A 25135-nucleotide genomic window follows, 5' to 3' on the forward strand; every position below is an offset into this window, starting at 1 on the left:
AGGAATTTGATGGCAACTGGTACAAAAAAACGTGATTATGATGAGATTTTAGTTCTCGACTTTGGTAGTCAATACAACCAACTAATCACCCGTCGCATTCGTGACATGGGGGTTTATTCAGAACTAAAACCACACACCATCACTGCCAAAGAAGTAAGGGCGATCGCCCCAAAGGGAATCATCTTTTCTGGTGGACCCAACAGTGTGAACGGCAAAGATGCCCTAGACGTCGATCCTGAGATCTTGAACATGGGAATTCCAATTCTGGGAATCTGTTACGGAATGCAACTACTCGCCCACGATTTAAAGGGTGGCGAAACAACGACCGCCGACGACAGTCAGTACGGTCCCACTGAAATCAAAGTTACCAGTAATGATTCTGGAACTTTCAAGGGCCTTGATGCTGATCAAACCGTTTTAATGAGCCATGGGGACTTCGTTACCAAGGTTCCAGACGGTTTTAAGGTGACCGCTACTAGTGAGCAGTGTGCCATTTCAGCCATGGAAGATCCCGACAAGGGAATCTACGCCGTCCAATTTCATCCCGAAGTTAACCTAACCAAGCAGGGCAATCAGATGCTGCACAACTTTGTCTTTGACATTGCTCATGCTAAGGACAACTGGTCCATGGATGACTTCATTGATGATGCCATTGAGAACATTAAGGAAGAAGTCGGCGACAAGCAGGTCCTGCTGGGTCTCTCCGGTGGAGTTGATTCCAGTGTGGTTGCCGTTCTGTTACACCGTGCCATTGGTGATCAATTGATCTCCGTTTTCGTGGATCACGGTCTGTTACGTAAAAATGAAGCTCAACAGGTCTTACACACTTTGGGAGATGAATTCGGTTTAAACATTGATTTTGTCGATGCAAGTGACGAATTTTTATCACAGCTAAAGGGTGTGACTGATCCCGAAAAGAAACGTAAGATCATCGGTAAAGACTTTGTCGACACCTTCTCAAAGGAAGCTCGCAAGTTCAAGGACGTTGATTTCTTAGCTCAGGGAACGTTATACACGGATGTCATTGAATCAGGAACTGACACCGCCCAGACGATCAAATCCCACCATAACGTTGGTGGCCTTCCTAAGGACCTTAAATTCAAATTAATCGAGCCCTTAAACAAGTTGTTCAAAGATGAAGTTCGCGAAATTGGTGAGAAGCTTGGCATGCCAGACGAAATGGTTTGGCGTCAACCCTTCCCAGGTCCAGGTCTTGCAATCAGAATTATCGGTGATGTGACTCCTGAACGATTAAAGAAAGTGCGGGACTCCGATGCAATCCTGCGTGATGAGTTTAAAAAAGCCGGTCTTGACAAGAAAGTTTGGCAGTACTTCACTGCCCTACCTGGGATTCGGACGGTTGGTGTCATGGGTGACGAACGAACCTACGATGAGGCTATTAATATTCGTGCCGTTAACTCAGTTGACGGGATGACTGCGGAATTTGCGGAAATTCCGTGGGATGTCTTAAGCAAGGTCTCATCACGAATCGTCGATGAAGTACCCGGAATCAATCGGGTTCTTTACGACATTACGGGTAAGCCACCGGCAACGATTGAGTATCAATAAAAATCAAAAGAATCATTTCCATTTATTTTGGAAATGATTTTTTTTATTCGCTCTAGTTACCCCCCCATTTTGTTGTATAATGGCTTCTGGGTTTTATAACAAAATACATAGCGAGGATGGTTATGATGAACATTAAGAAAATTGCCCTTTCACTTTTAGTTGGTACTACTCTATTTAGTGGTGGATTCTTTATAAGCCATCCAAACTCGGTTCATGCTGATCCAAACGTTTCGGAGAGTACCGCTCAAGGACGTGTTGTTGTTCAATACGTCAACGCCCTAACCGGACAACCAATCCGTTCTAGTAAAGTCATTTACGGTGCTCCCAACAGTATGCTTGATTTATCCAATGATGTTCCTAACATCCCCGGATATGTCGCTGGAAGTAACCGAGCTGATAATGGTGGCAACACCTACCCAGCTGGTGGCCAGTCAATGACGGTCACAATTGCTTATCAACCACTCAATCAAGCAGGCCAGACAGGTAATTGGCAAGGCGGAAATGCCACAACACCGGCAAACAATGCCAAATCCGATCCCCAGACTGGTAACGCAAATGACAGAGCCAAAACCAATGGAGATGATAATAGCGAAAAGCTGGGTAACGCTAACCAAGGCAAAGCCGATTCTACTGACAAGAAAGTCAATCAGAACCAACCTAATCAACAAAATAAAAAGCAAGATAACTCAAAGAATCAAGCCAAGCAAGAATCCCAAAAGCAGCAAAACAATCAGAAGCAAAGTAAGCAAGACAAACAAGCTAAAAAAGACGATCGAACAAAAAAATCAGCTAAAAGGGATCATACCCCATGGATGATCGGTGGCATAATTGTCATTTTAATTGTCGGCATTGGTGCGTTTGTCTGGTATCGCGTAAGAAAAGCACATCATTTTAGACACTAAATTAACTTAATGAACCATAAGTGAAAAGACTGTCAAATAATGTTGTTTGGCAGTCTTTTTTGGTCGGAATTTAATAATTATTAATTAGTAGGGAATTTTAATTATGGAAACAAATACTTCAAAGAATCGTTTTATTACTGGGTTTACAGGACTGAGAGCCCTAGCAGTTATCTGCGTAATTCTCTACCATCTTAATCAAAATATTTTCAGTGGTGGATATTTAGGGGTTCCAGTATTCTTAACACTATCAGGATACTTAGTTACCGACCATTTAATTAATGAATATCAATCAACTGGTCACTTTCGTTACGGTCACTTTTGGTACAAAAGATTAAAACGTCTATACCCGACGTTGATCGTAATGTTATTTGCAACGGCAACTTACATCACTTTATTTCAACGAAATTTGTTAGCAAACCTATGGCAGAGCGTGGTTACTAACCTTGCGTACGTCTATAACTGGTATGAAATTGCTAACGGACAGTCATACTTTCAGAATTTTGCAGGATCAGAATCACCGTTCACCCACTTGTGGACGTTAGCAATTGAAGGTCAATTTTACCTAATTTGGCCCTTAATTATCGTCATCCTTTTGTACCTTTTCAATAAAAACAAACATGGTCGTTTAAACAAAAAGAGCGTCTTTTTCGTTGCCATTGGATTATCAATCTTGTCGGCCATCCTCATGGCCGTACTATTCAAGCCTGGAACTGATCCAAGCCGTGTCTATTATGGAACTGATACCCGGATGTTCTCAATTCTATTGGGAGCTGCCCTCGCCGTTATCTGGCCTAGCAGTCGAACGGTTAAAAACTCTGATCAGGGACAAAAGATTTTCTTCGACATTGTTGGACTGGTCGGTGTTGTTGGTATGGTCTGGCTCATTTTTACCGTTGGCGCTCAGTCCAAATTCCTCTATCGCGGTGGAATGGTTCTATTTTCACTCTTTACGGTCCTGATCATGTGGGCCATCCTATCCAATATCGGAAAATGGAACTGGCTCATGACTAATCCAATCTTTGACTGGATCGGATCACGGAGCTATGAAATCTATGTTTATCAACTGCCCGTCTTTATCTTTTTTGAAGATAAATTTAAAAACGTAGCTGACCATCAGTTGCTATACGCCGTTGTCGAAATTTTACTGATCGTTGGAATCTCAGAATTATCGTATCGCTTTGTGGAAGTTCCCTTCGGTAAATACGACTACAAACAACTTTTTAGTGAACTATATCGTTTCATGAGTCACACTAGGATTCGTGAGATTATTCTAGGCGTTTTGGCCATCATTGGTGGCGTGGGAATCCTCCAGTCAACGACCGTTAATCCTAAGCAAGCTAACCATACGGAGCTTGCTAATCGAATTCAGAAAAATGCTAAAACTGAAAAAGAAAACAATAAGAATCTTGCTAAAGATATTAAGAGTGGCAAAAAAGTTAAAAGTTCAAACAAGGATCAAAGTCAATTAGAAAAGAATGGCTTAACGGCTGCCCAGGTGAAGGAGGCACAGAACCTCTCTGGGACTGCAGTTGGTGACTCCGTTATGTTAGCTGGACACGATGATTTACAGAAGATTTTTCCCCGTTTTTACATTGACGCTCAAGTTTCACGTCAACCCGCTGCAGCGGTTCCTGACATTAAGAGTTTAGCTAATCAGGGATTACTAGGGAAAAACGTCGTCATCGGACTTGGAACGAACGGGAATATTTCTCCAGAAACCATGAAACAAATCATGGATATTGCCGGACCAAAACGAAATGTCTTCTGGATTAACGTTCACATTCCAACCGAAACATGGCAAAACTCAGTAAACGCCATGCTAAAGGACTCGCAAAAGAAATATAAGAATCTATACATTATTGACTGGAACGATTACATCAATCAACATCCAAGCTGGTTGTATTCGGACCAAGCTCATCCAAATAATCAAGGAGCTCCAAAGTATGCCACCTTTGTGGCCCAGAACGTTTTAAAACACGCCATTAAATAAAATATTATCAGTAAAAAAGAGGGACCTTGTCATGACAAGGTCCCTCTTTTAAGTTCTCATACTTTAAACCATTACGTACTAGTACTCGGATTGTTTCTCCTCTGCATACCAACGTTATTAACTAAACTGTCAATGCGTTTGAAATTTTTACTGACAAATCTCACAATTTTCTGGGAGTGTTTTTATGAATGAGATTTGCTTTTAAAGAAGCAATTTGATAATGATGATCTTCGTCAAATTGTTTTATTTCCCTCCATCCCCTTGCAGTGAGGAAACCATCACGAGTTTTACTTACTCACTAGTCATGCGTACAAGCATTAACGCCAAAAAGCCCACCCTTAAAATTAATTAACTCGATATTAAAGAAACCGCCAGGATCTTTTTATATGTTTGTCTACTTATTTATGTTTTATCCCTCACACTTGTAACCACATTTAGGAACTAGTTTGTTTTAAAGTATTGATCTTTTAATTATTTTTTTGGAAGCTACATAATGAATATTCACGGTTTTCTTATAAGAATAACCGTCTATTTTCTCTAGTTCGTTGCTGAATTCATGGAACTTTTAACGTTTCATGAAGCTATCCTCTGCCCATCGCTTACACCTTCTCTTGGTTGATTTATCTATAATTATAGAGAATGAAATCGCTAGTACGGTCCCATTTTACAATTTATTTTCACAAATCAGACCCTTTTTGCGCAGTAAATTACTACTCCGCCTATAGTTAACCGTTTGCCCAAATTATTTAAAATCCCATATAAATTTCACAAGTCAACCTCCTCGTTTCTCTCGTTAACATTGCACCTTCAGCGATACACGGCGGTCAAGTTGTAAACCAATAAGAAATTTCAGAAATTCTACAAGCAAGAATGCCTCTTAACTGCGCTAGACCGCCATTTGTCCCACTTTTAACCTGTAACAATGAAAATGAGCCGTTTTCACTATCCAATACCTAAATACGTAAGTGGTTAACCGCTTACTCAATTTTCTCCAAATTCTTATGATTAATCTAAGTATTATGTAATAACATTTTGCTTTTTATAATTTTATTGGATATGATATTTTTATGTAATCATTTATGAAATAAATTGAGGAAGTGAAAAATGAACAAGAAACGTGTCACCATTACTGACGTTGCCAGGCATGCCAATGTGTCGACAGCAACCGTTTCACGGTTCTTAAATAACCATTTGAATTCGATGTCCAAGAATACGGCGAATCGGATCAAAAGATCCATTAGTCATCTCGGGTATGTGCCGAACTCAATGGCTCGTCGACTCAGTCGCCAAAATGACAGTGGGAGTATCATTGCGGTAGGTGTCTCTGATATTGAAGATCCCTTCTCGATTCGGATGTTTGAGGGGATTCAAGACCAATTATCAAAGTATAAGTACATTCCGTTACTAATCAATTCCGCCAGTAAATACAAAAACGAGCGGGACCTCTTTCTCTCTCTGGATACGAGCTTGATCAGGGGCGCGATCATTCATCCTGTCAACGAACACATTAAGGACATTGCCGAACTACTAAAGCCACGCTTTCCGGTCATCCTAGCCGACAAATCGATTAATGACGGCTTCTTCTACAACATCGTTGCCAACAACTTTGAGATTGCCCAAAAAGCTGGCTCCTTTTTTAAAAATAACCTAGGCATTCAGAAGTTAATTCTGGTTACCAACGCTGAAAGTGAAATGAAGGTAGTTCGGGAACGAATTGCGGGAATTAAATACGTGTACCCCGAACCTGATATCACCATTGTCAAACCGGGTCACTCCAAGACGTCCTTAAATCAGGCCTACCATGAGATCGTGAGAGAGTTAAAGCGCCAGCCCAACAGTTTAATCTTCTGCCTGACGGAACAATGGTTACTGCACCTCCTGCCACGATTACTGCGAAACAACGTGATTGATAAAGAAAAAATTCCAAATATCACGGGCTTTGTGAGTTCTAAAATCGTTAATTTAATTAACCCACGCACCAAATGTATCCGAACGGATGCGTACAAAATGGGAAAATACTCCGCTCAACTGATGTACGATATCATCAACAAGCGAGTGGATCTAAATAAAAAGCGCTACATGGTTCATGCTACGTTTGAATAACATTTAAGACCGATTAAGTTAGTCACTTAATCGGTTTTTATTTTCCAAACAAAAATGCCACTTATTACTAAGTGGCATTTTGGGGAGTGTGAAGCTATGTGTCTCCAGAAGTAAGAAAAGCGTTGTGAAAGCAATATGTTTTGGAGTGTCTAAAGAATAACACGGAAAATACGCCTTTCTTCACATCTTCTGTGGCATACTTGTGAAAATAACGCACCATTTTCAATGTTTAACTTATATTTCATCACTAGTTAACCGTTTACGAAACTTCTTGTAATTATTCGTATTTTTTAACCACAAAAAAAGGACCAAAGAGCACTTAACCTCTCTTTAGTCCCGTTTAACCCTGCTAGTTAAAATAACTGGCTGGTTTATTTACATCAATTTTGGTTCCATGAAACTTCTCTTTAATGTATTTCTGTGCCGGCTTACTGTGATATAACTTCACTAACTTCTTGTAGTTAGGATCATTCTTGTTCTTAGCGTTCGTAGCAATCACATTAATATTGCCCTTGGTGTCCTCATTCAGTTGTTCATGATAAATGGCATCCTTTTTCACGTTCAGGTTACTTTGAAGTGCCATAGTGTTGCCAATGACGACGGCCGCAACGGTTTTATCATTCAGCAAACGTGGACCCGTGTGGTCATCAACCTCACGGAATTTCAAATCCTTGCGATTATCCGTCACGTTTCTGGGTTGATAAAGCCCATTCTTAGGTTCTCCACCCAACTTAATCAAACCAGCACTCTGGAGGAGTTTTAAACTACGAGCCGTGTTGGCCGGATTACTAGAAATCGCAATCGTCGACTTATCGGGAATCGCATTGACGGACTTATACCGGTGAGAATAGAGTCCCATTGGTTCAAGATAAGTGGTCCCTAGAACTGCTAGTTTGCCCTTCTTGTTATTTTGATTAAAGTATTTCAAGTAACTTTCCATCTGAAAGGCATTTACGTCAACCTGACCCTCAACGGTAGCCTTGTTTAGACTTACACCATCAGAAAAGTCTTTGACCTGTAAATTAATTCCGGCTTTCTTGGTTTCAGGTAGTTTGGCAATGTATTCCCATACCTGAGTATCAGGACCATATGAGCCTAGTGTGACGGTTTTGGGCGACTGAGCGGGTTTGTACCCAAACTGATATGCACCAAGTCCGACGACGACCAGAACAACCGCAATCCCAACGATCCATTTCCATATTTTTCTCATCCCTGACCTCCTCTATACTTCATTAATTATCATCACTCAAACACATTCTTAGCGTTAAATCAATTAATTACTTTGATTTTTTTTATTTCCAAATCCTACTTAAAGTACTGTTCCGAAAACGCCCTGGTCTTTTTCACGTACACATGGCCTTCTTTGTTGAAGGAATCCGCATGCGTCGCATGTTTCACAATCCACAACCGCTTCGGACCATGATCATTTTGGTAGTTAATGTACGCGTCTTTTACGGGAACAAACTTGTCCGCATTTCCATGGATGATGAAGAGCGGAATTTTGTTGTGAGCTAGCGTCTGTTTCGTATTGGCAGCGTAAAAATCATACTTGGCGAAGATGTTACCGTAGATCCTAGCAATCGGCAGGATCGGGAAGGTTGGCAGATGGAACAACGTGCCGAGTTCGTATTTTAACTCGTCGTAGATGCTATTGTAGCCACAGTCGGCAATCGCAAAGTCAACATTATGGGGAGCTTTTGGCAACGTGAACAACACGGCCGCGGCGCCCATGCTAATCCCAAACATTCCCAACCGACCAGTTGGTATTTTCTGGTTGATCATGTTCATCCAGGTCACGATGTCAGAACGATCCTTCCAGCCATAGCCAGCGTATTCTCCCTGACTGCAACCAAACGATTCATCATCCGGTGCCAACACGTTGTAACCATCATCGTGGAACATCCGAATGTAGTTATTCATCTTGTGTCCCGTACTCCCGTAGCCATGAACCACGATCATCGTTTTATTGGTGGTTGTTTTAGCGGGCAAGTAGTACGCCGTTAGCTTCAACCCACTCTTGTTAGTCTGGTGCCAAACCTGCGGATTTTGTTTTTTGATCCAAGTGGTATTCACCTTCTCGCCGACCTGGGTACTGTATCCACCCCGCTTGAACGCGAAGTTAAATAGAAAGTAGGTTCCCACAAAAATTAAGATAATAACGATAATTACAAGTGCGATGACAACCTTGTGCCACCGCTTTAATTTTCCTTTTTTCATCATTTCGCCCCTTTTAACATACTGCTCATTATAAGGATTTCACTTCACCAAATGACTAATGATTTTTGAAGGGAACGTAACCACGGTCATTGCAAGCTTTAATGGAAGTTACAGATTAATTCAACTGTCATTCAATCAATCACAAATCGTTTTAGTTTGCTTCTAATGCATTTTCTACTAAAATATGTATGTGTAACTAACTAATAATAAGTAAGGAGTCATTCAATTGAAAACAAGTCCAATTACTAAAATTTTAGGAATTAAATATCCCATTATTCAAGCTTCATTAAACTGGTTGACCGACGCCAAGTTCGTAGCTGCCGTCTCAAACGCTGGTGGAATGGGAACACTTGGCCCCAATGCTGGTAAAACACGTCCTGATCAAGACGCCACCGAAATGCTGAAGAAGCAGATTGCGGAGGCTAAGAAGCTCACTGACAAACCGTTCGCGGTTAACATGATCGTAAACAGTGAAGACGACTTTGCTTATCCTGACAAGACCTTTAAGGCCGCTTTCGATGCTGGAGTTCGAATCTTCATTTTATCTGGAGCCATTAATCCAAAGTTATTTAAGGAAATCAAGGATTCTGGGAGTACCTTGATCTTTCGGGAACTCAATCCGTCGGTTGAAGGAGCAAAGAAGGCCGAGACCCTCGGTGTCGACATCTTAATTGCCACTGGTTACGACGAGGGAGGCATTATCCCAACCACTGGACTTGGCACTTTCACTACCATTCCACGAATTGTGGACGCCGTTTCCATCCCCGTTGTTGGCGCTGGTGGCATCATGGACGTTCGTGGTGTGCGAGCTGCCTTTGCCCTCGGTGCTCAGGGTGTCTACGTCGGAACGCGGTTTATCGTAACCGACGAAAACCGGACTTCATACGCCGCTAAACAAAAGATCATCGACTCCACGGTTGATGACGTTGTCCTTGTTTCACCTAACCAACGTTCCATCAAGAACCCAATGGCTGATAAATGGGCCAAGGAATTTAACAACGGTGTTAAGGATACCTATCAACAAACTCGTGAGGCTGGTGGGGTTCGACCCGCCATGCTTGACGGCAAACTGGATGATGGGGTGATCTCCATCGACGTTGGAATCAACGACATCCATGACATTAAGAGTGTCAAAGAAGTGGTGGATGAAATGATGCAAGATTTTGAAAATTAAATAATAAAAAGGACTTCAAATTGGCTTGTTAAAAGTCATTTGAAGTCTTTTTTGTATTACTTAAAAATTCTCATAACCTAACTCACTGATGAAGGATCATATCGATACTTTGATGAATTTCAGTAAGGGTATCTGGTGGACATTGACCAACCCTTTCAACGTCTCTACGTGGCGATAGTGGATCAATCGATCTGATTTGTCCCACTAATACCTGACCATCGATACCATGATTGCCGATGTTCGCATTGATTGGTACTGACAGCCTTTTTTTATTGGTCGATGTGATGGGAACTACCCAAACTACTCCGGCCAACCTTTCCAAGTCACCAATTGAAACTACTACAGCTGGACGCCGTCCTTGTTGTTCATGGCCATTAGTGGGAGAAAAATTCACCCAAACTACGTCACCATCCTGAAAATTTGAATCATTAGAATTGGTCACTCAAACTCCTTCTTTCACAAGTATTAGTGCCCTATGGTGTCGATATCACGTACCACCTCAGGCACTAGTTTTACGGAATAATTTCATTTCTTACGTCGTGGCCCCAATCAACTTCACCGTCTTTAGGTTGATCCATAAGGTAGCCATACTTTTTCATTAATCTGGACTCATGCCCCTCTTTTTTAATAAAAATTTCGTTCTTTTGCTTATTAACTTCCATTTTAACTTTTTGATTATCAGGATTATCAATGCCAATTTCTTTCAACATTTTTTTCGGAATTCGAATTCCCTGAGAATTACCCCATTTTACGATCTTGGTCTCATTCATATTTACAAGCCTCCATTTATTGGATTCTTACAGCAATTAAAGTATATACTTATGTGTATACAAAAGCAACGTAAACAGTCGCAAAACTTCTCAGTATGATAAGATATTAATTGTGCAATAACTTACATAATTTTTAATACATAAAGGAACGTCTAAATTTGAAAATCATCAAAAAAATTCTTCACGTCTTCAACACTCGGATTGGCTTCTTCATCTTACTTGTCGCGCTGTTCTGGTTTAAAACGGTTTACGCATACTATCACGTCTTTTACCTGATTCCCGCTAGTCGGATGCAACACAACATTATTTTACTAATAAATCCGCTCGCCGCGATTATTATTACCCTCAGTTTGGCGCTGTACCTAAAGCCCGCGAAACTGTTTTATCCGTTTATCATCTTCATTGATTTCTTAAACACCGTCTTACTATACATAAACATCGTGTATTTCCGAGGCTTCCTTGGCTTCATGACCGCCGACACAATGACAACTGGCCATTCTAACTTAAATGGTGGGTTAATTACGAGTGCCACCGCCCTGATTAATAAGTGGGATGCGTTCTACTGGTTGGACCTAGTAATTGTGATTCTATTACTACTGTTTCGGGTTATCAAAATCGACCGGCATCCCTTAAAACTAAGGTGGAGCTTCCTTACAACTGGCATCGGATTTCTCTTTTTAATTCTCAATCTTGTGCTAACTCACATTGATAATCCCAATTTGTTTGCTCAATCAAGTACGCAAAGCAAGCAGAATGACATCGTCAAATATATCGGGATCGATAACTACACTGTCTATGACTGGACCAAATCGATTCAGACCAACATTGCTCGGTCTACCGCTAAGAAATCTGATCTTAATGACATCCTCAAGTTTACTAATAGTCACTATGCCGCTCCCAATCCAGCAATGTACGGTTCAGCTCGTGGTAAAAACGTGATTATCATTCATCTGGAAAGCTTCCAACAGTTTTTGATCGACAAGAAGATCAATGGCAAAGAAGTTACGCCATTTCTAAACAAGATTTACCACAGTCAATCGACCAATTCATTTGATAACTTCTATCATCAGGTCGGACAAGGAAGAACGGCTGACGCAGAAAACATGCTGGAAACTAGTACGTACGGTCTGCCGGAAGGCTCGCTCTTCTCACAGTACGGAAATTCCAACACGTTTCAAGCTGCTCCTGCCATCCTGAAGCAGCAGCAAAACTACACCTCCGCCGTTTTCCACGGTAACGACGCCAACTTCTATAACCGCAATAATACGTACAAGCGTCTTGGTTTCCAGTACTTCTTTAGTTCTAAGGACTACAGCTTAAAGGGTGATCGAACCGAAGGCATGGGATTAAAGGACAAACTCCTCTTTCAAGATTCCAACAAATACTTGGAAAATCTCCAACAACCGTTCTACGCCAAGTATCTGACTGTTACCAATCACTTACCGTACGTTCTGGACGAAAAGGATCAGAAACAGATGCGGTTTAAGACCGCCAACACCGATAATCCAGAGGTCAACAACTACTTTGTGACCGCCCACTACCTCGATCAGTCCGTCAAAGAATTCTATGACTATCTCCACCAAACGGGACTCGATAAGAACTCGATGATCGTGATTTACGGTGACCACTACGGCCTAATGGATCAGGACGAACGGAGCTTGGCACCACTGTTAGGGGTAAAGCCAAACGACTGGAACTCTTACTATCATAGCCAGATTCAAAGGGTTCCTTTCATGATCAACATGCCGGGAACGACCGGTGGGAAGATCCATCACACGTATGGCGGTGAAATCGACGTTTTGCCAACGATCTTGCACCTCTTGGGTGTTAACTCCAAACCGTACGTTCAGTTTGGAACCGATCTCTTCTCAAAACAACACGATCAGGTCGTGGCCTTTAGAAACCGTGACTGGGTTTCACCGCAGTACACGTCAGCTAACGGAACGGTCTACGATAATAGAACCAAGCGTCCGCTTCATCCCACCAAACCACAACAGGAACAGATCAACAAAAACCAAAAGCAGGTTAACACCGAACTAGAACTGTCGGATAAACTGAACAAGGAAAATCTCCTGCGCTTCTATCATCCGAAAGGGTTTAAGCCGGTTAATCCTAAAGATTACAATTACAACAACGAATTTAACAAGGAAAAACAACTCGAGAAGCAGTTAGGACAGAAATCCACGAGTTTAGCTTCATTGGATAAAAGATAAATAAAAATAGCATCTAACTCGCATGAGTTAGGTGCTATTTTAGTTTTATTGACCAACGACTTCGGAAATAGCCTTTCCCATTCGTTTGATCCCTTCTCTAATCTCTTCATCATTCATGTTTGAGAAATTAAGTCGGAACGTCCCCGGTTGGGCATCATCAGCATAAAAAGCGGATCCGGGAACAAAAACCACGTTATTGTTGAGACACGTCTGATATAATTCTTCCGTATTTACTCCTGGAACTTCCACCCAGATAAACATGCCACCTTCAGGCTTACTGTGGCGAACGTTTTTAGGAAAATACTTATCAATTTGTTGCATCATTAGGTTAGCCCGGTGTTCATAGGTATCAGTAATCTTTTTAATGTGCTCGTGAATGTCAACGTCACTCAGATACTGGGAGACGATGTACTGCGTCAGATTATCGGTGTGAAGATCGGCATTTTGCTTAAACAGGATAAATTTATCCATGAAATTTTGTGCTGCCACTAACCAACCTAGCCGTAATCCCGGCGCCAGAATCTTAGAAAATGAACTCAGATAAATAACGCCACCATCGTGATCAAAGTGCTTGAGTGGCGGCAAATACTCACCAGCGTAACGGATGGCCCCATACGGATCGTCTTCCAAAATAGGAATTCCGGCCTTTTCCCCAATCTGGACCAATTTTTTACGTCGTACTTCACTCATGGTTCTTCCAGTTGGGTTTTGAAAGTTGGGAATCGTATAAATAAACTTGGCGGTCGGATATTTTTGAATTAATTTTTCTAACTCATCCGTTTTCATCCCGTCTTCGTCCATGGGAATGCCAACTATTTTAGCCCCATACGACTTAAAAACATCAATCGCTGAGAGATAGGTGGGATCCTCAGTCAGAACCACATTGCCAGGGTTAATCAACATCCGTGAAACAATGTCAATGGCCTGTTCCGACCCTGTCACAATTCCCACGTTACTAACCGCCGTATCAACGTGGCGCTCCTTCATGATGTCCACGATCTGTTTTCTTAATTTTTCGTATCCAAGCGACTGGGAGTACTGTAAAACCACTTGTCCATACTGATCGAAAACCTTGTTGGCAGCGGCCCTAATTTCATCAACTGGAAATAGTTCTGGAGCGGGCATCCCACCGCCAAAAGAAATCACCTTAGGATCCGAACCAGCTTTAAAAAGATTCGATGTGACCGTGCTGACGTGTTCAGGAACCCCGTTTGCGTATCTAAATTTCATTTGAAGCACCTCACTTTGTTAATAACATCATCATTAATTTAATTTTCACTGTAATTAAAGCATTACATTAGTCCAATTATAATACTTCCGTTTTCCTGAGTCCGTTTTTAAGACGTCAAAAAGCCCATCAGACCTGATAGACTGATGAGCTTACTTTATAATTCACTTTTTTTCATGATCCAATCATTGGTTTGATAACCCACACCGTTGATTAAAATGCCATTTTGAATTACCTGATTTAGATGAAAACCAGCTCGTTTGGCAACCTGATTACTACGATCGTTGTCAACCACAGCTTTGATATGAATTTGATTCAAATGATAGTTATAAAATCCAATTTGACACATGGAAAGGACGGCTCGATGCACAATCCCATTTCCAGTGTACTGATTGCCAAGCCAGTATCCCATTTCACCCTGCTTTTGGTTAACATCAAACGAATTAAAACTAATCATCCCAGCAATATGATCCCGATAAATTATCAATAAGTTAACCGAATCTCCAGCACGATAATGTGCCAAGGCTTGTGTCAAAAACTGCTGCTCGGACTTTACTGATCTCATCGAATTAGCCCACGGCAACCACCTTGCGATCGTAGTACGGGAATTATTAACCAACTGATACAGGTGTTGGGCATCTCCCGCTTGATCCGGAAGCCGTAATGAAATTTCTTGATCAACTTGATATGGAAACATCAATCTACTTCTACTTACCAGCCTTAGAAATGGAACCGTTTAGGTCGTCATACTCATAACGACTCAGTTTTCCATTTTGCATGGCCACTCGCAACCGATCCACTTCCTTACCATGGTCGGCGTTAGTGAGATAATTGCTTTCGCCACGAATCGTGTTGTCATATTTAGCAGCAGTAAGTCCACGCTTTAAAACGGACTGGGTAAAGTCATAGACCCGACCGTACACAATGTTTTGGTAATTAAACTTTTGATTTCTAATCTGAAATTTAAGGGCGCCGTTGGGAACCCCACTCACAAAAGTCATGGTCTCAATCATGTTACGTGGGTAGGACCGGTGAGAAAAAGTTTGATTCCCATCTTGAAAAATAAGCAACTCGGTCTTCGTAATGATTAAAACGGATGTCTTGGTTCCATTCTTATCAACCAATAATCCCCTTACTTTTTCCTTTGGGAGGTTAGTCGTAAGATACTGATTGAATTGAGATCCAAGTGTCTTTTGCAGTCCATGAAATTTACTTAATTTGGCGTGCATTTTCCTTTACCTTTCTTTCTAGATCAAACGTGATTTTATCATCAAATCCATTATATCGCTTTTAAGAAATGAGCTGGGCTTCCTACCACGACCGTGTTCGCTTTTACGTCCTTAGTCACAACAGAACCAGCACCAATAACAGCATTTTTACAGACCGTTACTCCCGGCAAAATGGTCACATCGGCGCCAATCCAGACATTATCTTCAATGTGAACGGATGCACTGTTAACGTCCCAACGGTGCGTTGGATCAAGGGTATGGTTCAAAGACGTAAAGGTAACGTTCGGTCCAACTAAAATATGATTACCAAAATAAACGCCACCAAGGTCAACAAACATCGAGTTTTTATTAATAAAACAATTCTTTCCCAAAAAAATATGAGGACCAAAATCCGTATGGAACGGCAGTGAAACTTGAGTAGTCGGATCAATCTTTTGTTGCATAATCTTTTCTAACAACTGATGCTGTTCAGCATGTGTATGCCGATTACAATTTAAATCTTGTTCCAGCAATGAATTCTTATCAATAATAGCTGAAACCTTCTCAAATCCAGGATCAGCAGCAGATACGTGAGCACCCTTTAACAATCTTTCTAAAATATCCATTAATTTTCTCCTATCAACTAAGCTAACCCAAATTTCACAAAGTGATTTTGCAAGTACTTAAGCGTGGAACTAACTGGATTTTGAATTAGCTTTTTAGGTGCTCCACTAGCCATCAATTGACCACCATTTGTACCACCCTTTGGCCCCAAATCAATCAAATAGTCCGCATTTGTCATCAGATCCAAATCATGGGTAATAATAATTATGGTGGCCCCACTCTTCTTTAATTTATTAATAACACCCAGCAGTGTTTGAATATCTTGGGGATGTAACCCAACGGATGGTTCATCAAAGACAAACAGGGTCTTGTCTTGCGATTTATTGAGATGATTAACTAACTTTAAACGCTGAGCTTCCCCACCAGATAAGCTGGGGGTACTTTCCCCTAACTTCAGATAGTTCAAACCGATCTCATCAAGTAGTCGCAACTGTTTTTCAATCTTAGGAACTCCCTTAAACACCTCTAGGGCTTCTTTCACTGACATGTTTAAGATGTCCACAATACTGTAGCCATGCCAATGAATCTGTTGAATCGCTTGGTTATAGCGGGAACCATGACAGTAGGGACAAACTTCTTCCATCTCAGGTAAATATTGAATGTCGAGTGAAATCATTCCCACTCCACCACAGTGTTCGCAGGTTCCCTGCTTATTATTGTAAGAGAAGTACGCCATCCCATATCCCCGCTTCTTGGATTCCGGTAGGTGCGCAAACATTCGTCTTAAATTATCCATAATCGAAGTATAGGTAGCTAAACTAGACCGAGAATTTTTCCCAACTGGTTTGGCGTCCACACTAACTACATTTGTCAAATTAGTGTCTAATTCTTCAATCTGACGAGGTAATTCTTGGTGATGATTATGAGCACTAATTGCTGGTACGAGACTGTCTAAAATCAAACTTGTCTTCCCAGCACCTGAGAACCCAGTAACTGCCGTAATTTCATTTCCTGGAATCGTGACATCAACATCGTGAAGGTTAAAATATCTTCCAACTTTCAAATGAGTGGTAAGTTCATCAGAAGATTTCATGGTTGGCACCTTCTCATGCATTATGTCAGCTTTACCCGCCATAAAGGGACCAATCAATGATTTAGGATCATCAATCAGGTCGTGTGGCGTCCCTTCGGTAATGATTCTTCCTCCAGCGTCACCAGATCCAGGTCCCACTTCAATGACCCAGTCAGCTGCTTCAATAATATCAACTTCGTGGTCAACCACCACTAATGAATTGCCTTGTTTAATCAATTTTTTAAACACGTTAATTAAGCCCTTGATGTTAGCTGGATGTAGTCCAATGGACGGTTCATCCAAGACATACAACACCCCCGTTGTTTCGGTCCTGAGGGTCTTCGCTAACTGAATACGCTGTAATTCACCAGTTGATAAGCTATTCCCGTTTCGAGCTAGGGTTAAGTAATCGAGACCTAGTTCTAACAATGGTTGTAAGGTATCAGCTAAATTCTTAAACAAGACATTCGCCATGTTCTGCATCTCATCAGGTAACTCCTGTTTCGTTTGCTTCTCCCAATCAGATAATTTTCCAAGTGAAAGATCTGACACCTGAGCAATGTTTAAATCGCCGACAATTTGCGTCAACAAACTAGGATCCAAACGAGTCCCATGACAGACTGGGCAAACCGAAAAATGAAAAAATTCGTTGATTTTATTCATTGCTCGATCACTTTTGGATTTTTTTAATGAATCATAAACAGCTTCATACGCATTCTCATAAAGGGTATTGTCAGTATGAAAGACTCGTCCTGTTGAAGTTCTAAAATCAACTGGATATTGTTTTTTCTTCCCATGCAAAACAATGTCTTTTTCGTGATCAGTTAAATCTTTGTAGGGAACATCGGTCCGAACGCCCAAACTAGCTGCCACCGTTGGCATGAAATTCCTACCAGGAAGATGCCAAGATGCAACCGCCCCGTCTTTTAGACTGAGATTTTCATCCCCAATTAGCTTGGTCTCATCCAGTTCTCGTACTTGTCCAGTTCCGTGACACCTCTTACATGCACCGCCAGCATTAAACGCAAAATCCTCAGCTGACTTTGCCATGAATTGCACTCCGCAGGTTGGACAAGTAATCATTCCCATCTTGCTGTCAGGTCCACCCGGCAAATCCATGGATTGTGCGATTTTAAGACTGGGTTGAACGCGATGACCGTTAGGACACACAGTTGATCCTAAACGGGAAAAAATCAACCTTACAACGTTAAAAATCTCACTCATTGAGCCTACAGTTGACCTTTCTGAGGGTACGTTTGGTCGTTGACGTAGGGCAATGGCAGATGGAATGTGCCGCACTTCCCGTACGTTCGATCTTTTACTTTGACTAATCCTCCGTCTGGTATAGGTCGACAATGCTTCTAAGTAGCGTCGTGATCCTTCGGCGTACAGAATCCCCATTGCAAGAGAACTTTTCCCTGATCCTGAAGGGCCTGAAATGACCACGAATTGGTTTAACGGAATATCAACGTCAATATTCTTTAAATTATGTACATTACCACCACGAACCTCAATGTGATTAACTTGCTCATTATTTGTTTTCATTATAATTACCTCCGATCCTCTGTCGTTATTCTAAACTGTAACGAAACGTTACAGTCAATGATAAATTAAACGGCGATGTTTCTGCATCATAATTAATCAAACATTTTTTTACTTGATAATTAATTGTATGATGACATTAAGAACACATCGCTCATCAATGGGAGGAATTCTAATGTTAAAAATAAGCAAGATGGCTGATCTAGCCAACACAACCCGTCGCACCTTAATTTTCTACGATCAACAAGACGTTTTCAAACCAGCCCATCGCACGAAAGCTGGATATCGTTACTACGATTACCAGCAACTATATGACCTCCTGCTGATTCTGGGACTCCGAAAACTTGATATATCTTTAAGTGAAATTAAGGTCATCCAGGAGAAATCAAATCAGTCTTCAAGGGATCAACTCTTTAGCGCTCAAACTCGGATTGACGCTAAAATTAATAAATTGCTCCAGATTCAAAAAGTAATTAACCAAAAAATTGAGCAGCAAACCGTTACCGATCCGCCCGTTTTATATCAGCCCGCCATTAAGAGACGGGTTCAAACTACTTTCTGGTGTTCAAAAGAATCGGCCACCTGTACCGAAGAAGAAGTGGCTCAACTTTTTTCTGAGTTTTATAAACAATTGAATTCACTGTCCGTGATTGATACTGGGAAATCAGGATTTCTAACGAATTTACCAGTTAATAATCCCAATGGATATCCAAATGCTTCTTTCAGAGTTATCAAAGAAACTGTCAGCCACCAACAGAAGCTTTTCATCCCAATGATCAAAAAGGATGCCGGTAATTACGTATGTATTTTAGTTAAAAATGATCTCCTTGGAATCACGCGTGGTTTGAAGATGTTAAAGTCATTCTGTGAAACAAATCATTTAAAAACCCAAGCGTACTTATGGCAAATCAATTCTGACAATAATCTGATCAAAACAGGGGCATCCGAATATGGTTGGCTTGAATACGCCCTACTTAATCCCCAAGGAGGACAATATGGAGATTGAACGACAACTTTTTAAGAACTTAAAACCAAATTTTACGAAACTACGAAATTTCGGCTTTAAATCGGTCAACGACCACTTGGAATACACAACCATCATCCCTCAAACCAATTTTTCGGTTTCCATCACCGTTGATCGGAACGGCCAAGTCGCTGGCAAAGTAATGGATGATGATTATCATGCGGAATACACCAACTTCCGGGCGGTTGATCCTCAGGGCGGCTTCGCTACTAATATTAAGAAGGCCTACGTTGCGATTCTAAAAAACATTGCGACCCACTGCTTTAACTACGATCCGGTGACAACCGGACAGGAATGGATCGTGCCAGCCAACCCCAAGTTCTTTGATCTTGAACGTGACTTTGCCAAACATGCGACCATCATTTGGAAACAAACCACCCACATCCAAGTGGGCGATACAGTCTACATCTACGTTACATCTCCCGTTTCCGCCATCAAATACAAATGTGTGGCGGTAGCGGTCAACCTTCCGCATTACTATCATGACCAAAACATTACCATGCATTACGTCATGCGCTTACATTTACTTACGAGGTACAAACCGACTGAATTTAACCTAGAGCAATTAAAACGCGCCGGAGTAAAGGCCGTCAGAGGTCCCCGTCACGTTCCAAAACCCTTGAGTAAGATGCTTAACCCTGAAAAAGAATAAAAGCCAGTCAATAAAAATTGACTGGCTTTTTCATTCGTAATTAATATTGAATGTCTTGGTTTTCCACGATCGATTGATATCCCATTTTCTCTAACCATTCTGGCAGACTCAAGTCCTCCATGATGTTCATGTCGACATCTGGGGTCAAAATGGAGCCGCCCGGCACCGCGTCAACTGGCATGGAAAAGTACGGTCCCACGGTAATGGCATTCCCAATCTCACCTGGCTTCATCATGACGTGAGCAAAACCGATCCATGAACTAGCAAACGAAGTGCTAGCGTCCTGTCCACACTGGGCAATGGAACGGGCGATGGCTTCCCGTCGATGATAAAGAAACTCGTTTAAGTCGTCCTCATTTGGGGTATTCCAGGTCCCCGCGTCTTCGATAAACATGGAAGAGTTATGAACAGGATCCTTCGCAATTGAAATCGCAATGGCCGACCAAACTCCATAGGCCTCACCCGGATTTAATGGACGATCCTCAAGTGGTCGTTTGGCTGTGACTCCCTTGTTCGCACAAACAATGAAACTGCCGGGTGCGGGATAATGACGCCGATTATCTGCCGTCCCGAAAAACTCTACCAGTGAATCTTGCAGCGGCTTTCCGTCATAGATGGGAAGCTTGGAACCATCCCACTGAGTTTCATAAAAGAGTGGTTGTGCCTTATCAACGGCAGGATTTCTCAGTAAATCATATCCCAAAATGTGCCCCTGAACTCCGGTAAAGCTAGAAGCCGTCATCATGTTGATTTGACCGATGTAAGCATTCTTACATTCGGCTCGATCATAGGAGACAATACCGTCCAGCATACTATCGTCCGTTTTTTCACGCGTTCCAGCATCAACCTTTAGTCCCGTGACGTAACCACCGCCAAGGTTGCCAGGCTCCATGTATCCCCGCGAATATTTTTGATAGGGATTAATCGCAATTCGATCAATTCCCTCTTGATTTAAAATTTTGTCAATTTTAGCCATGTTTTACTCCCTAGATTTGGAAAAAAATTACGTTGCTTATTACCTACATTCATAATCGCCTAACTCAAAATCACTTTCAAGCATCAACACCTATTGAGGCCCAAATGACAGTGCTGAAAAGGCTTTGACCACCTCTTTTATTTTTAATAAAATATTTTATTAAAATTTATTTATAAAAAGAGTGACACAATGTCAGCATTAGGGTTAAAATAATGTTAAGATTTACACAATAATAGATGTATGAAAGGAGATCCTGATAATGAAAAAAGTCTTAATACTAGGCGGTGGATTCGCTGGATTAAGGGCTTGTAAGCTTTTGGCTAAGAGTAAGGCCGATTTAGACATTACCTTAGTTAACAAAAATGCTTATCATTATGACTCTACTGGCCTTTATAAGGTCGCATCAGGAGATGAAGCACCAGAACGACTTATGTTTAGAATTGCAGACATGATCAGTCCTAAGGTTCATTTCATAGAAGACGACGTTGTTAAAGTTAATGGTAAAGATAACACAGTTTCAACCAAAAAAAATGGTGATTTAAGTTACGACTACTTGTTCAATGCGTTAGGTTTTGAACCAGAAACGTTTGGCACGCCAGGTGCTGACGAGTTTGGTCTTCAAATCAGTGACATTGACAACTCAACTGCCGATTACCAAAAGATTCAAACCACTTTAGACGAATACGATGAATTTAAAGATCCAAAACTCTTAAATATCGTCGTTGTTGGTGGTGGTTTTACCGGAATTGAACTCTTGGGTGACCTGGTTCACATGGTTCCCAAGTGGGCGAAGAAATACGGTTTTAAGAAGGAAGACTTCAAGATTACCTGTATCGCCCCTGGTTTTCTACCAATGTTCAACAAGAAGTTAGGCGACTATGCTCAACACTTCCTTGAAAAGAAGGGTGTTAAGTTTGTGATGGGTGACACGGTGTCAAAGATCACTGCCGATGGTGCTTACTACGGCAAGGATGATAAATTCATTCCATCACACTTAGTATTCTGGACCGCTGGGGTCAAGGGATCCGACGTTATTCCCGCTTCACAGTATCCAGACGAACACAGAAACCGAGTTGCCGTTAACACCGACATGAGTCTTAATGACTTCCCTAACCAATACCTAATTGGTGATGTCTCAGCTGTTAAGGACGACAAAACGGGACGAATGTTCCCAACTACTGGTCAGATCTCGATCTACGAGGCCGACGTGGCAGTTAACGATTTTCTCAACAAATTAAACGGCAAGTCTGCCGTTAAATTCGACTACAAGTCAATGGGAACGGTTTGTTCCCTTGGACCTTATAGTGGAATTGCCGAAATCTACATGTTCGGTATGACATTTAAATTAAAGGGATGCATCGTTCCAATCTTTAAAAACATGATTTTCAAGAAGAATGGATTGGAACTTGGAAACATCCGGACCATGTTAGAAAGTTAAACTGATTTAAGGAGGAATTACTCACGATGCTTAATTTAGGTTTAAGTGTTTTGCCGCTAGCGCGGATTCAGTTCGCTGAAACCACGATTTTCCATTTCTTCTTCGTGCCCATGTCAATTGGACTGGCACTGATTGTAGCAATTATGGAAACCTTCTACGCGGTTACCAAAAAACCAATCTACAAAACCATGACTAGATTTTGGAGTAAGATTTTCTTACTCAGTTTCGCAGTTGGTGTTGTAACTGGTTTAATTCAAGAATTCCAGTTCGGGATGAACTGGTCTGATTATTCAAGATTCATGGGTGACATTTTCGGTGCGCCACTGGCCATCGAAGCCTTGTTAGCCTTCTTCTTGGAATCAACGTTTATCGGAGTTTGGATGTTTACCTGGGACAAATTAAAACCCGGTTGGCACGCTCTGATGATCTGGTTGGTCTTCTTCGGATCTGCCATTTCAGCCCTCTGGATTTTAGCTGCCAACAGTTTCATGCAGCATCCAGTTGGTTACCGAATTGACCCCAAGACTGGTCACGCTTTAATGACTAGTTTTGCAGCCATTCTCACAAATAAACAACTCTGGTACGAATTCCCCCATGTTATTTTTGGAGCCTTAGTTACCGGTGGATTTATCGTTGCTGGTGCTTCTGCTTGGATGATCTTCAGAAAGAAATGGCCAGAATTCTTCAGAAAATCAATGCGAATTGGTTTGACAGTTGGATTAATTGCGGTCTGCGGTAGTTTCCTAACTGGAGACCAACAGATGCTTTACTTAAGCCATCAACAACCAATGAAGTTTGCCGCAGCTGAAGGTGAATTCCAAAACGTCAAGAGTCCTGCCGCATGGACGGCTGTTGAAATCGCTCATACCAATGAACACAAGGCTGACTTCAAGATTGAGATTCCATATGTAATGGACATCTTAACCTATCATAAGCTAAGTGGATCAGTAACTGGAATGAACGAAACCAACGCTAAACTCCACAAGAAGTGGAATAAGAAATTCGGAAAAGATATGAACTACTATCCACCAGTAAATACCCTCTTCTATTCATTTAGAATCATGGCATTTGGTGCCGTTGTCTTAGCTTTCCTTGCCATCTGTGGTCTTTGGTTCTCAAGGAAAAAGAAGAACACGATTGGCAAGCAGTGGTGGCTTACACTACTACTGACGGTAGCGACATTTGGACCGTTCATCATCAACACCTGTGGTTGGTTAGTTACTGAAAGAGGTCGTGATCCATGGGTTGTCTACGGATTACTTCCAATTGCCAAGGCGGTCTCACCAAGTACGACGGCTGCGTCCGTCCTCTTTACCATCATTATTTACTTCTTCTTATTTGCCACCTTGGGTGTCTTCATGTTTATGTACGCACAAAAAGCACTTTACAAGGGTCCTGAAGGTGTCGGTGACCACGAAAGTTATGACACTGAAGATCCATTTTCAAAGGAGGCCTTTGAGAAATGAGTTTATTACAACTTTTATGGTATTTCTTGATTGGATTATTGTTCGCACTGTTCCTAATTCTTGATGGAGCCGACTTTGGGGCCGGGATGTCAACTCGTTTTCTAGCCACTAATTACGACGAAGCGGCACTTGTCCTTCGAACGATCGGTCCTCACTGGAGTGGAAACGAAGTCTTCTTAGTTGCCGCTGGTGGTTCAATGTTCGCTGCCATGCCAATGTGGTATGCCTCATTGTTCTCAGGGTTTTATCTCCTATTGTTCTTCATCTTGGTCGCTCTGATTTTTCGTGGAGTTTCATTTGAATTCTCCGAAAACGCAGAGACTAGAAAAGGACGAAATCGTTGGATGTGGGCGAACTTCTTCGGAAGTGTGTTCATTCCCTTCTTGTTCGGAATGCTCTTCACCGACATGATTCAACGGTTACCAATGGACGGTCAGGGTAACATTTACGTTTCCCTCCTAAACGTGATTAATCCACTATCAATTCTTGGTGGAATCACGTTAACCGCTCTGTGTCTATACCAGGGTCTTCACTACATTGCCTTGCATACGGCTGGTTTGATCAGATATCACGCCTCAGCCATGGCTTCCAACCTATACTGGTTGGCATATCCAGTGGAAATCCTAGTTGTGATCGCATTATATTTCCAAACCAACTTCTTTGAGACACATTTGATCTCAACTGTAGTAATATTAGCATTAATCGTTGCTACAACAATTTGGGGTCAGATTACCAGTGCAACTGGTCACGAAGTACAGGCATACCTTGCTAGTACCAGCACCATTGCTCTACTAGTAATCCTGATCTTCGTTGGTTTATTCCCTAATCTACTAAATGCAGAAAATCCAGCTCACACGATTTCCATCGTGAATGCTTCTTCTTCACCATATACCCTAGTGGTTATGACCATTGTGGCATGTATCCTCCTACCAATCATTGCGATTTACTTCACCTGGAGTTACATTTCACAATTTCACCGTATCTCACTTAAGGATATGGAAGACACTAATTCTGGATACTAAAAAAA

At 41.6% G+C, this 25135-nt stretch carries 21 protein-coding genes; 11 read left to right on the forward strand and 10 right to left on the reverse strand.

From position 1 onward, the window contains the following. The first annotated feature begins 9 nt into the window (after window positions 1-9). The 4 genes from guaA to AC6UD2_RS01740 all read left to right on the forward strand — a co-directional run bounded on the left by guaA (window position 10) and on the right by AC6UD2_RS01740 (window position 6564). The gene (guaA, locus tag AC6UD2_RS01725) at window positions 10-1569 is read left to right on the forward strand and encodes a glutamine-hydrolyzing GMP synthase (RefSeq protein WP_500697817.1); all 1560 of its coding nucleotides are present in this window, start codon (window positions 10-12) and stop codon (window positions 1567-1569) included. A gap of 122 nt (window positions 1570-1691) precedes the next feature. Continuing rightward, window positions 1692-2471 (forward strand): hypothetical protein, encoded by a 780-nt coding sequence (locus tag AC6UD2_RS01730; RefSeq protein ID WP_500697818.1) that lies wholly within the window; start codon window positions 1692-1694, stop codon window positions 2469-2471. 103 nt (window positions 2472-2574) lie between these two features. After that, window positions 2575-4461 carry an acyltransferase family protein gene (locus AC6UD2_RS01735; RefSeq protein WP_500697819.1) on the forward strand — a complete coding sequence of 629 codons (1887 nt, stop codon included), beginning with the start codon at window positions 2575-2577 and terminating at the stop codon, window positions 4459-4461. 1104 nt (window positions 4462-5565) lie between these two features. Then, a complete protein-coding gene (locus tag AC6UD2_RS01740; RefSeq protein ID WP_500697820.1) occupies window positions 5566-6564 on the forward strand; it encodes a LacI family DNA-binding transcriptional regulator in 999 nt (332 codons plus the stop codon). Between the two features lie 349 nt (window positions 6565-6913). On the opposite strand, the gene AC6UD2_RS01745 is transcribed toward AC6UD2_RS01740, so the two are convergent. Continuing rightward, complete coding sequence (locus AC6UD2_RS01745) at window positions 6914-7774, reverse strand: MetQ/NlpA family ABC transporter substrate-binding protein (RefSeq protein WP_500697821.1); 861 nt, start codon at window positions 7772-7774, stop codon at window positions 6914-6916. Window positions 7775-7869: 95 nt separating this feature from the next. Beyond that, window positions 7870-8784, reverse strand: a complete 915-nt coding sequence (locus AC6UD2_RS01750; protein WP_500697822.1) for an alpha/beta hydrolase — start codon at window positions 8782-8784, stop codon at window positions 7870-7872. A 223-nt stretch (window positions 8785-9007) separates the two neighbouring features. Here AC6UD2_RS01750 and AC6UD2_RS01755 point away from each other — a divergent pair, with 223 nt between their 5' ends. Beyond that, the gene (locus tag AC6UD2_RS01755) at window positions 9008-9955 is read left to right on the forward strand and encodes an NAD(P)H-dependent flavin oxidoreductase (protein WP_500697823.1); all 948 of its coding nucleotides are present in this window, start codon (window positions 9008-9010) and stop codon (window positions 9953-9955) included. Between the two features lie 82 nt (window positions 9956-10037). Here AC6UD2_RS01755 and AC6UD2_RS01760 read toward each other — a convergent pair whose 3' ends face one another. Beyond that, window positions 10038-10397, reverse strand: coding sequence for a type II toxin-antitoxin system PemK/MazF family toxin (locus AC6UD2_RS01760; protein ID WP_500697824.1), 360 nt, complete (start codon window positions 10395-10397; stop codon window positions 10038-10040). 70 nt (window positions 10398-10467) lie between these two features. Beyond that, window positions 10468-10725 (reverse strand): AbrB/MazE/SpoVT family DNA-binding domain-containing protein, encoded by a 258-nt coding sequence (locus AC6UD2_RS01765; protein ID WP_500697825.1) that lies wholly within the window; start codon window positions 10723-10725, stop codon window positions 10468-10470. 158 nt (window positions 10726-10883) lie between these two features. Between AC6UD2_RS01765 and AC6UD2_RS01770 the strand changes: the two genes are divergently transcribed. Continuing rightward, window positions 10884-12938, forward strand: coding sequence for an LTA synthase family protein (locus tag AC6UD2_RS01770; RefSeq protein WP_500697826.1), 2055 nt, complete (start codon window positions 10884-10886; stop codon window positions 12936-12938). A gap of 45 nt (window positions 12939-12983) precedes the next feature. Here AC6UD2_RS01770 and AC6UD2_RS01775 read toward each other — a convergent pair whose 3' ends face one another. The 5 genes from AC6UD2_RS01775 to AC6UD2_RS01795 form a co-directional block, all read right to left on the reverse strand. Further along, complete coding sequence (locus AC6UD2_RS01775; protein WP_500697827.1) at window positions 12984-14168, reverse strand: aminotransferase-like domain-containing protein; 1185 nt, start codon at window positions 14166-14168, stop codon at window positions 12984-12986. Window positions 14169-14323: 155 nt separating this feature from the next. After that, window positions 14324-14863, reverse strand: coding sequence for a GNAT family N-acetyltransferase (locus tag AC6UD2_RS01780; RefSeq protein ID WP_500697828.1), 540 nt, complete (start codon window positions 14861-14863; stop codon window positions 14324-14326). A 10-nt stretch (window positions 14864-14873) separates the two neighbouring features. Then, on the reverse strand, window positions 14874-15395 hold the full coding sequence (gene hdcB, locus AC6UD2_RS01785) for a histidine decarboxylase maturation protein HdcB (RefSeq protein ID WP_500697829.1): 522 nt from the start codon (window positions 15393-15395) through the stop codon (window positions 14874-14876). A 50-nt stretch (window positions 15396-15445) separates the two neighbouring features. Then, entirely contained in the window at window positions 15446-16000 is a 555-nt protein-coding gene (locus tag AC6UD2_RS01790) for a DapH/DapD/GlmU-related protein (protein WP_500697830.1), read from the reverse strand. A gap of 17 nt (window positions 16001-16017) precedes the next feature. Further along, window positions 16018-18555, reverse strand: a complete 2538-nt coding sequence (locus AC6UD2_RS01795) for an AAA family ATPase (protein WP_500697831.1) — start codon at window positions 18553-18555, stop codon at window positions 16018-16020. 172 nt (window positions 18556-18727) lie between these two features. Between AC6UD2_RS01795 and AC6UD2_RS01800 the strand changes: the two genes are divergently transcribed. Both AC6UD2_RS01800 and AC6UD2_RS01805 read left to right on the forward strand, forming a co-directional pair. Beyond that, a complete protein-coding gene (locus tag AC6UD2_RS01800) occupies window positions 18728-19558 on the forward strand; it encodes a MerR family transcriptional regulator (protein ID WP_500697832.1) in 831 nt (276 codons plus the stop codon). After that, window positions 19548-20228 carry an MmcQ protein gene (locus AC6UD2_RS01805; RefSeq protein WP_500697833.1) on the forward strand — a complete coding sequence of 227 codons (681 nt, stop codon included), beginning with the start codon at window positions 19548-19550 and terminating at the stop codon, window positions 20226-20228. The genes AC6UD2_RS01800 and AC6UD2_RS01805 overlap by 11 nt, the downstream gene beginning before the upstream one ends. 40 nt (window positions 20229-20268) lie before the next feature. On the opposite strand, the gene hdcA is transcribed toward AC6UD2_RS01805, so the two are convergent. Next, on the reverse strand, window positions 20269-21204 hold the full coding sequence (gene hdcA / locus AC6UD2_RS01810; RefSeq protein ID WP_500697834.1) for a histidine decarboxylase, pyruvoyl type: 936 nt from the start codon (window positions 21202-21204) through the stop codon (window positions 20269-20271). A 259-nt stretch (window positions 21205-21463) separates the two neighbouring features. Here hdcA and AC6UD2_RS01815 point away from each other — a divergent pair, with 259 nt between their 5' ends. Genes AC6UD2_RS01815 through cydB form a run of 3 tightly spaced genes read left to right on the forward strand, consistent with a single transcriptional unit; the run spans window position 21464 to window position 25130 of the window. After that, window positions 21464-22642: an NAD(P)/FAD-dependent oxidoreductase gene (locus AC6UD2_RS01815; RefSeq protein WP_500697835.1), complete on the forward strand. Its 1179-nt coding sequence runs from the start codon at window positions 21464-21466 to the stop codon at window positions 22640-22642. A 26-nt stretch (window positions 22643-22668) separates the two neighbouring features. Then, window positions 22669-24108, forward strand: coding sequence for a cytochrome ubiquinol oxidase subunit I (locus tag AC6UD2_RS01820; protein WP_500697836.1), 1440 nt, complete (start codon window positions 22669-22671; stop codon window positions 24106-24108). After that, the gene (gene cydB / locus AC6UD2_RS01825; RefSeq protein ID WP_500697837.1) at window positions 24105-25130 is read left to right on the forward strand and encodes a cytochrome d ubiquinol oxidase subunit II; all 1026 of its coding nucleotides are present in this window, start codon (window positions 24105-24107) and stop codon (window positions 25128-25130) included. The genes AC6UD2_RS01820 and cydB overlap by 4 nt, the downstream gene beginning before the upstream one ends. Window positions 25131-25135 lie beyond the last annotated feature (5 nt).

It is taken from the genome of Fructilactobacillus sp. X2R5C2 (assembly GCF_059901375.1).

Excerpts from the sequence above, each read along its gene's own strand:
- AC6UD2_RS01735 (WP_500697819.1), top strand. The coding sequence starts at position 2,575 with ATGGAAACAAATACTTCAAAGAATCGTTTTATTACTGGGTTTACAGGA.
- AC6UD2_RS01780 (WP_500697828.1), bottom strand. The coding sequence starts at position 14,863 with ATGTTTCCATATCAAGTTGATCAAGAAATTTCATTACGGCTTCCGGAT.
- AC6UD2_RS01765 (WP_500697825.1), bottom strand. The coding sequence starts at position 10,725 with ATGAATGAGACCAAGATCGTAAAATGGGGTAATTCTCAGGGAATTCGA.
- hdcA (WP_500697834.1), bottom strand. The coding sequence starts at position 21,204 with ATGGCTAAAATTGACAAAATTTTAAATCAAGAGGGAATTGATCGAATT.
- AC6UD2_RS01805 (WP_500697833.1), top strand. The coding sequence starts at position 19,548 with ATGGAGATTGAACGACAACTTTTTAAGAACTTAAAACCAAATTTTACG.
- AC6UD2_RS01800 (WP_500697832.1), top strand. The coding sequence starts at position 18,728 with ATGTTAAAAATAAGCAAGATGGCTGATCTAGCCAACACAACCCGTCGC.
- AC6UD2_RS01815 (WP_500697835.1), top strand. The coding sequence starts at position 21,464 with ATGAAAAAAGTCTTAATACTAGGCGGTGGATTCGCTGGATTAAGGGCT.
- AC6UD2_RS01790 (WP_500697830.1), bottom strand. The coding sequence starts at position 16,000 with ATGGATATTTTAGAAAGATTGTTAAAGGGTGCTCACGTATCTGCTGCT.
- hdcB (WP_500697829.1), bottom strand. The coding sequence starts at position 15,395 with ATGCACGCCAAATTAAGTAAATTTCATGGACTGCAAAAGACACTTGGA.
- AC6UD2_RS01820 (WP_500697836.1), top strand. The coding sequence starts at position 22,669 with ATGCTTAATTTAGGTTTAAGTGTTTTGCCGCTAGCGCGGATTCAGTTC.
- cydB (WP_500697837.1), top strand. The coding sequence starts at position 24,105 with ATGAGTTTATTACAACTTTTATGGTATTTCTTGATTGGATTATTGTTC.
- AC6UD2_RS01745 (WP_500697821.1), bottom strand. The coding sequence starts at position 7,774 with ATGAGAAAAATATGGAAATGGATCGTTGGGATTGCGGTTGTTCTGGTC.
- AC6UD2_RS01730 (WP_500697818.1), top strand. The coding sequence starts at position 1,692 with ATGATGAACATTAAGAAAATTGCCCTTTCACTTTTAGTTGGTACTACT.
- AC6UD2_RS01795 (WP_500697831.1), bottom strand. The coding sequence starts at position 18,555 with ATGAAAACAAATAATGAGCAAGTTAATCACATTGAGGTTCGTGGTGGT.
- AC6UD2_RS01740 (WP_500697820.1), top strand. The coding sequence starts at position 5,566 with ATGAACAAGAAACGTGTCACCATTACTGACGTTGCCAGGCATGCCAAT.
- AC6UD2_RS01750 (WP_500697822.1), bottom strand. The coding sequence starts at position 8,784 with ATGATGAAAAAAGGAAAATTAAAGCGGTGGCACAAGGTTGTCATCGCA.
- guaA (WP_500697817.1), top strand. The coding sequence starts at position 10 with ATGGCAACTGGTACAAAAAAACGTGATTATGATGAGATTTTAGTTCTC.
- AC6UD2_RS01775 (WP_500697827.1), bottom strand. The coding sequence starts at position 14,168 with ATGAAATTTAGATACGCAAACGGGGTTCCTGAACACGTCAGCACGGTC.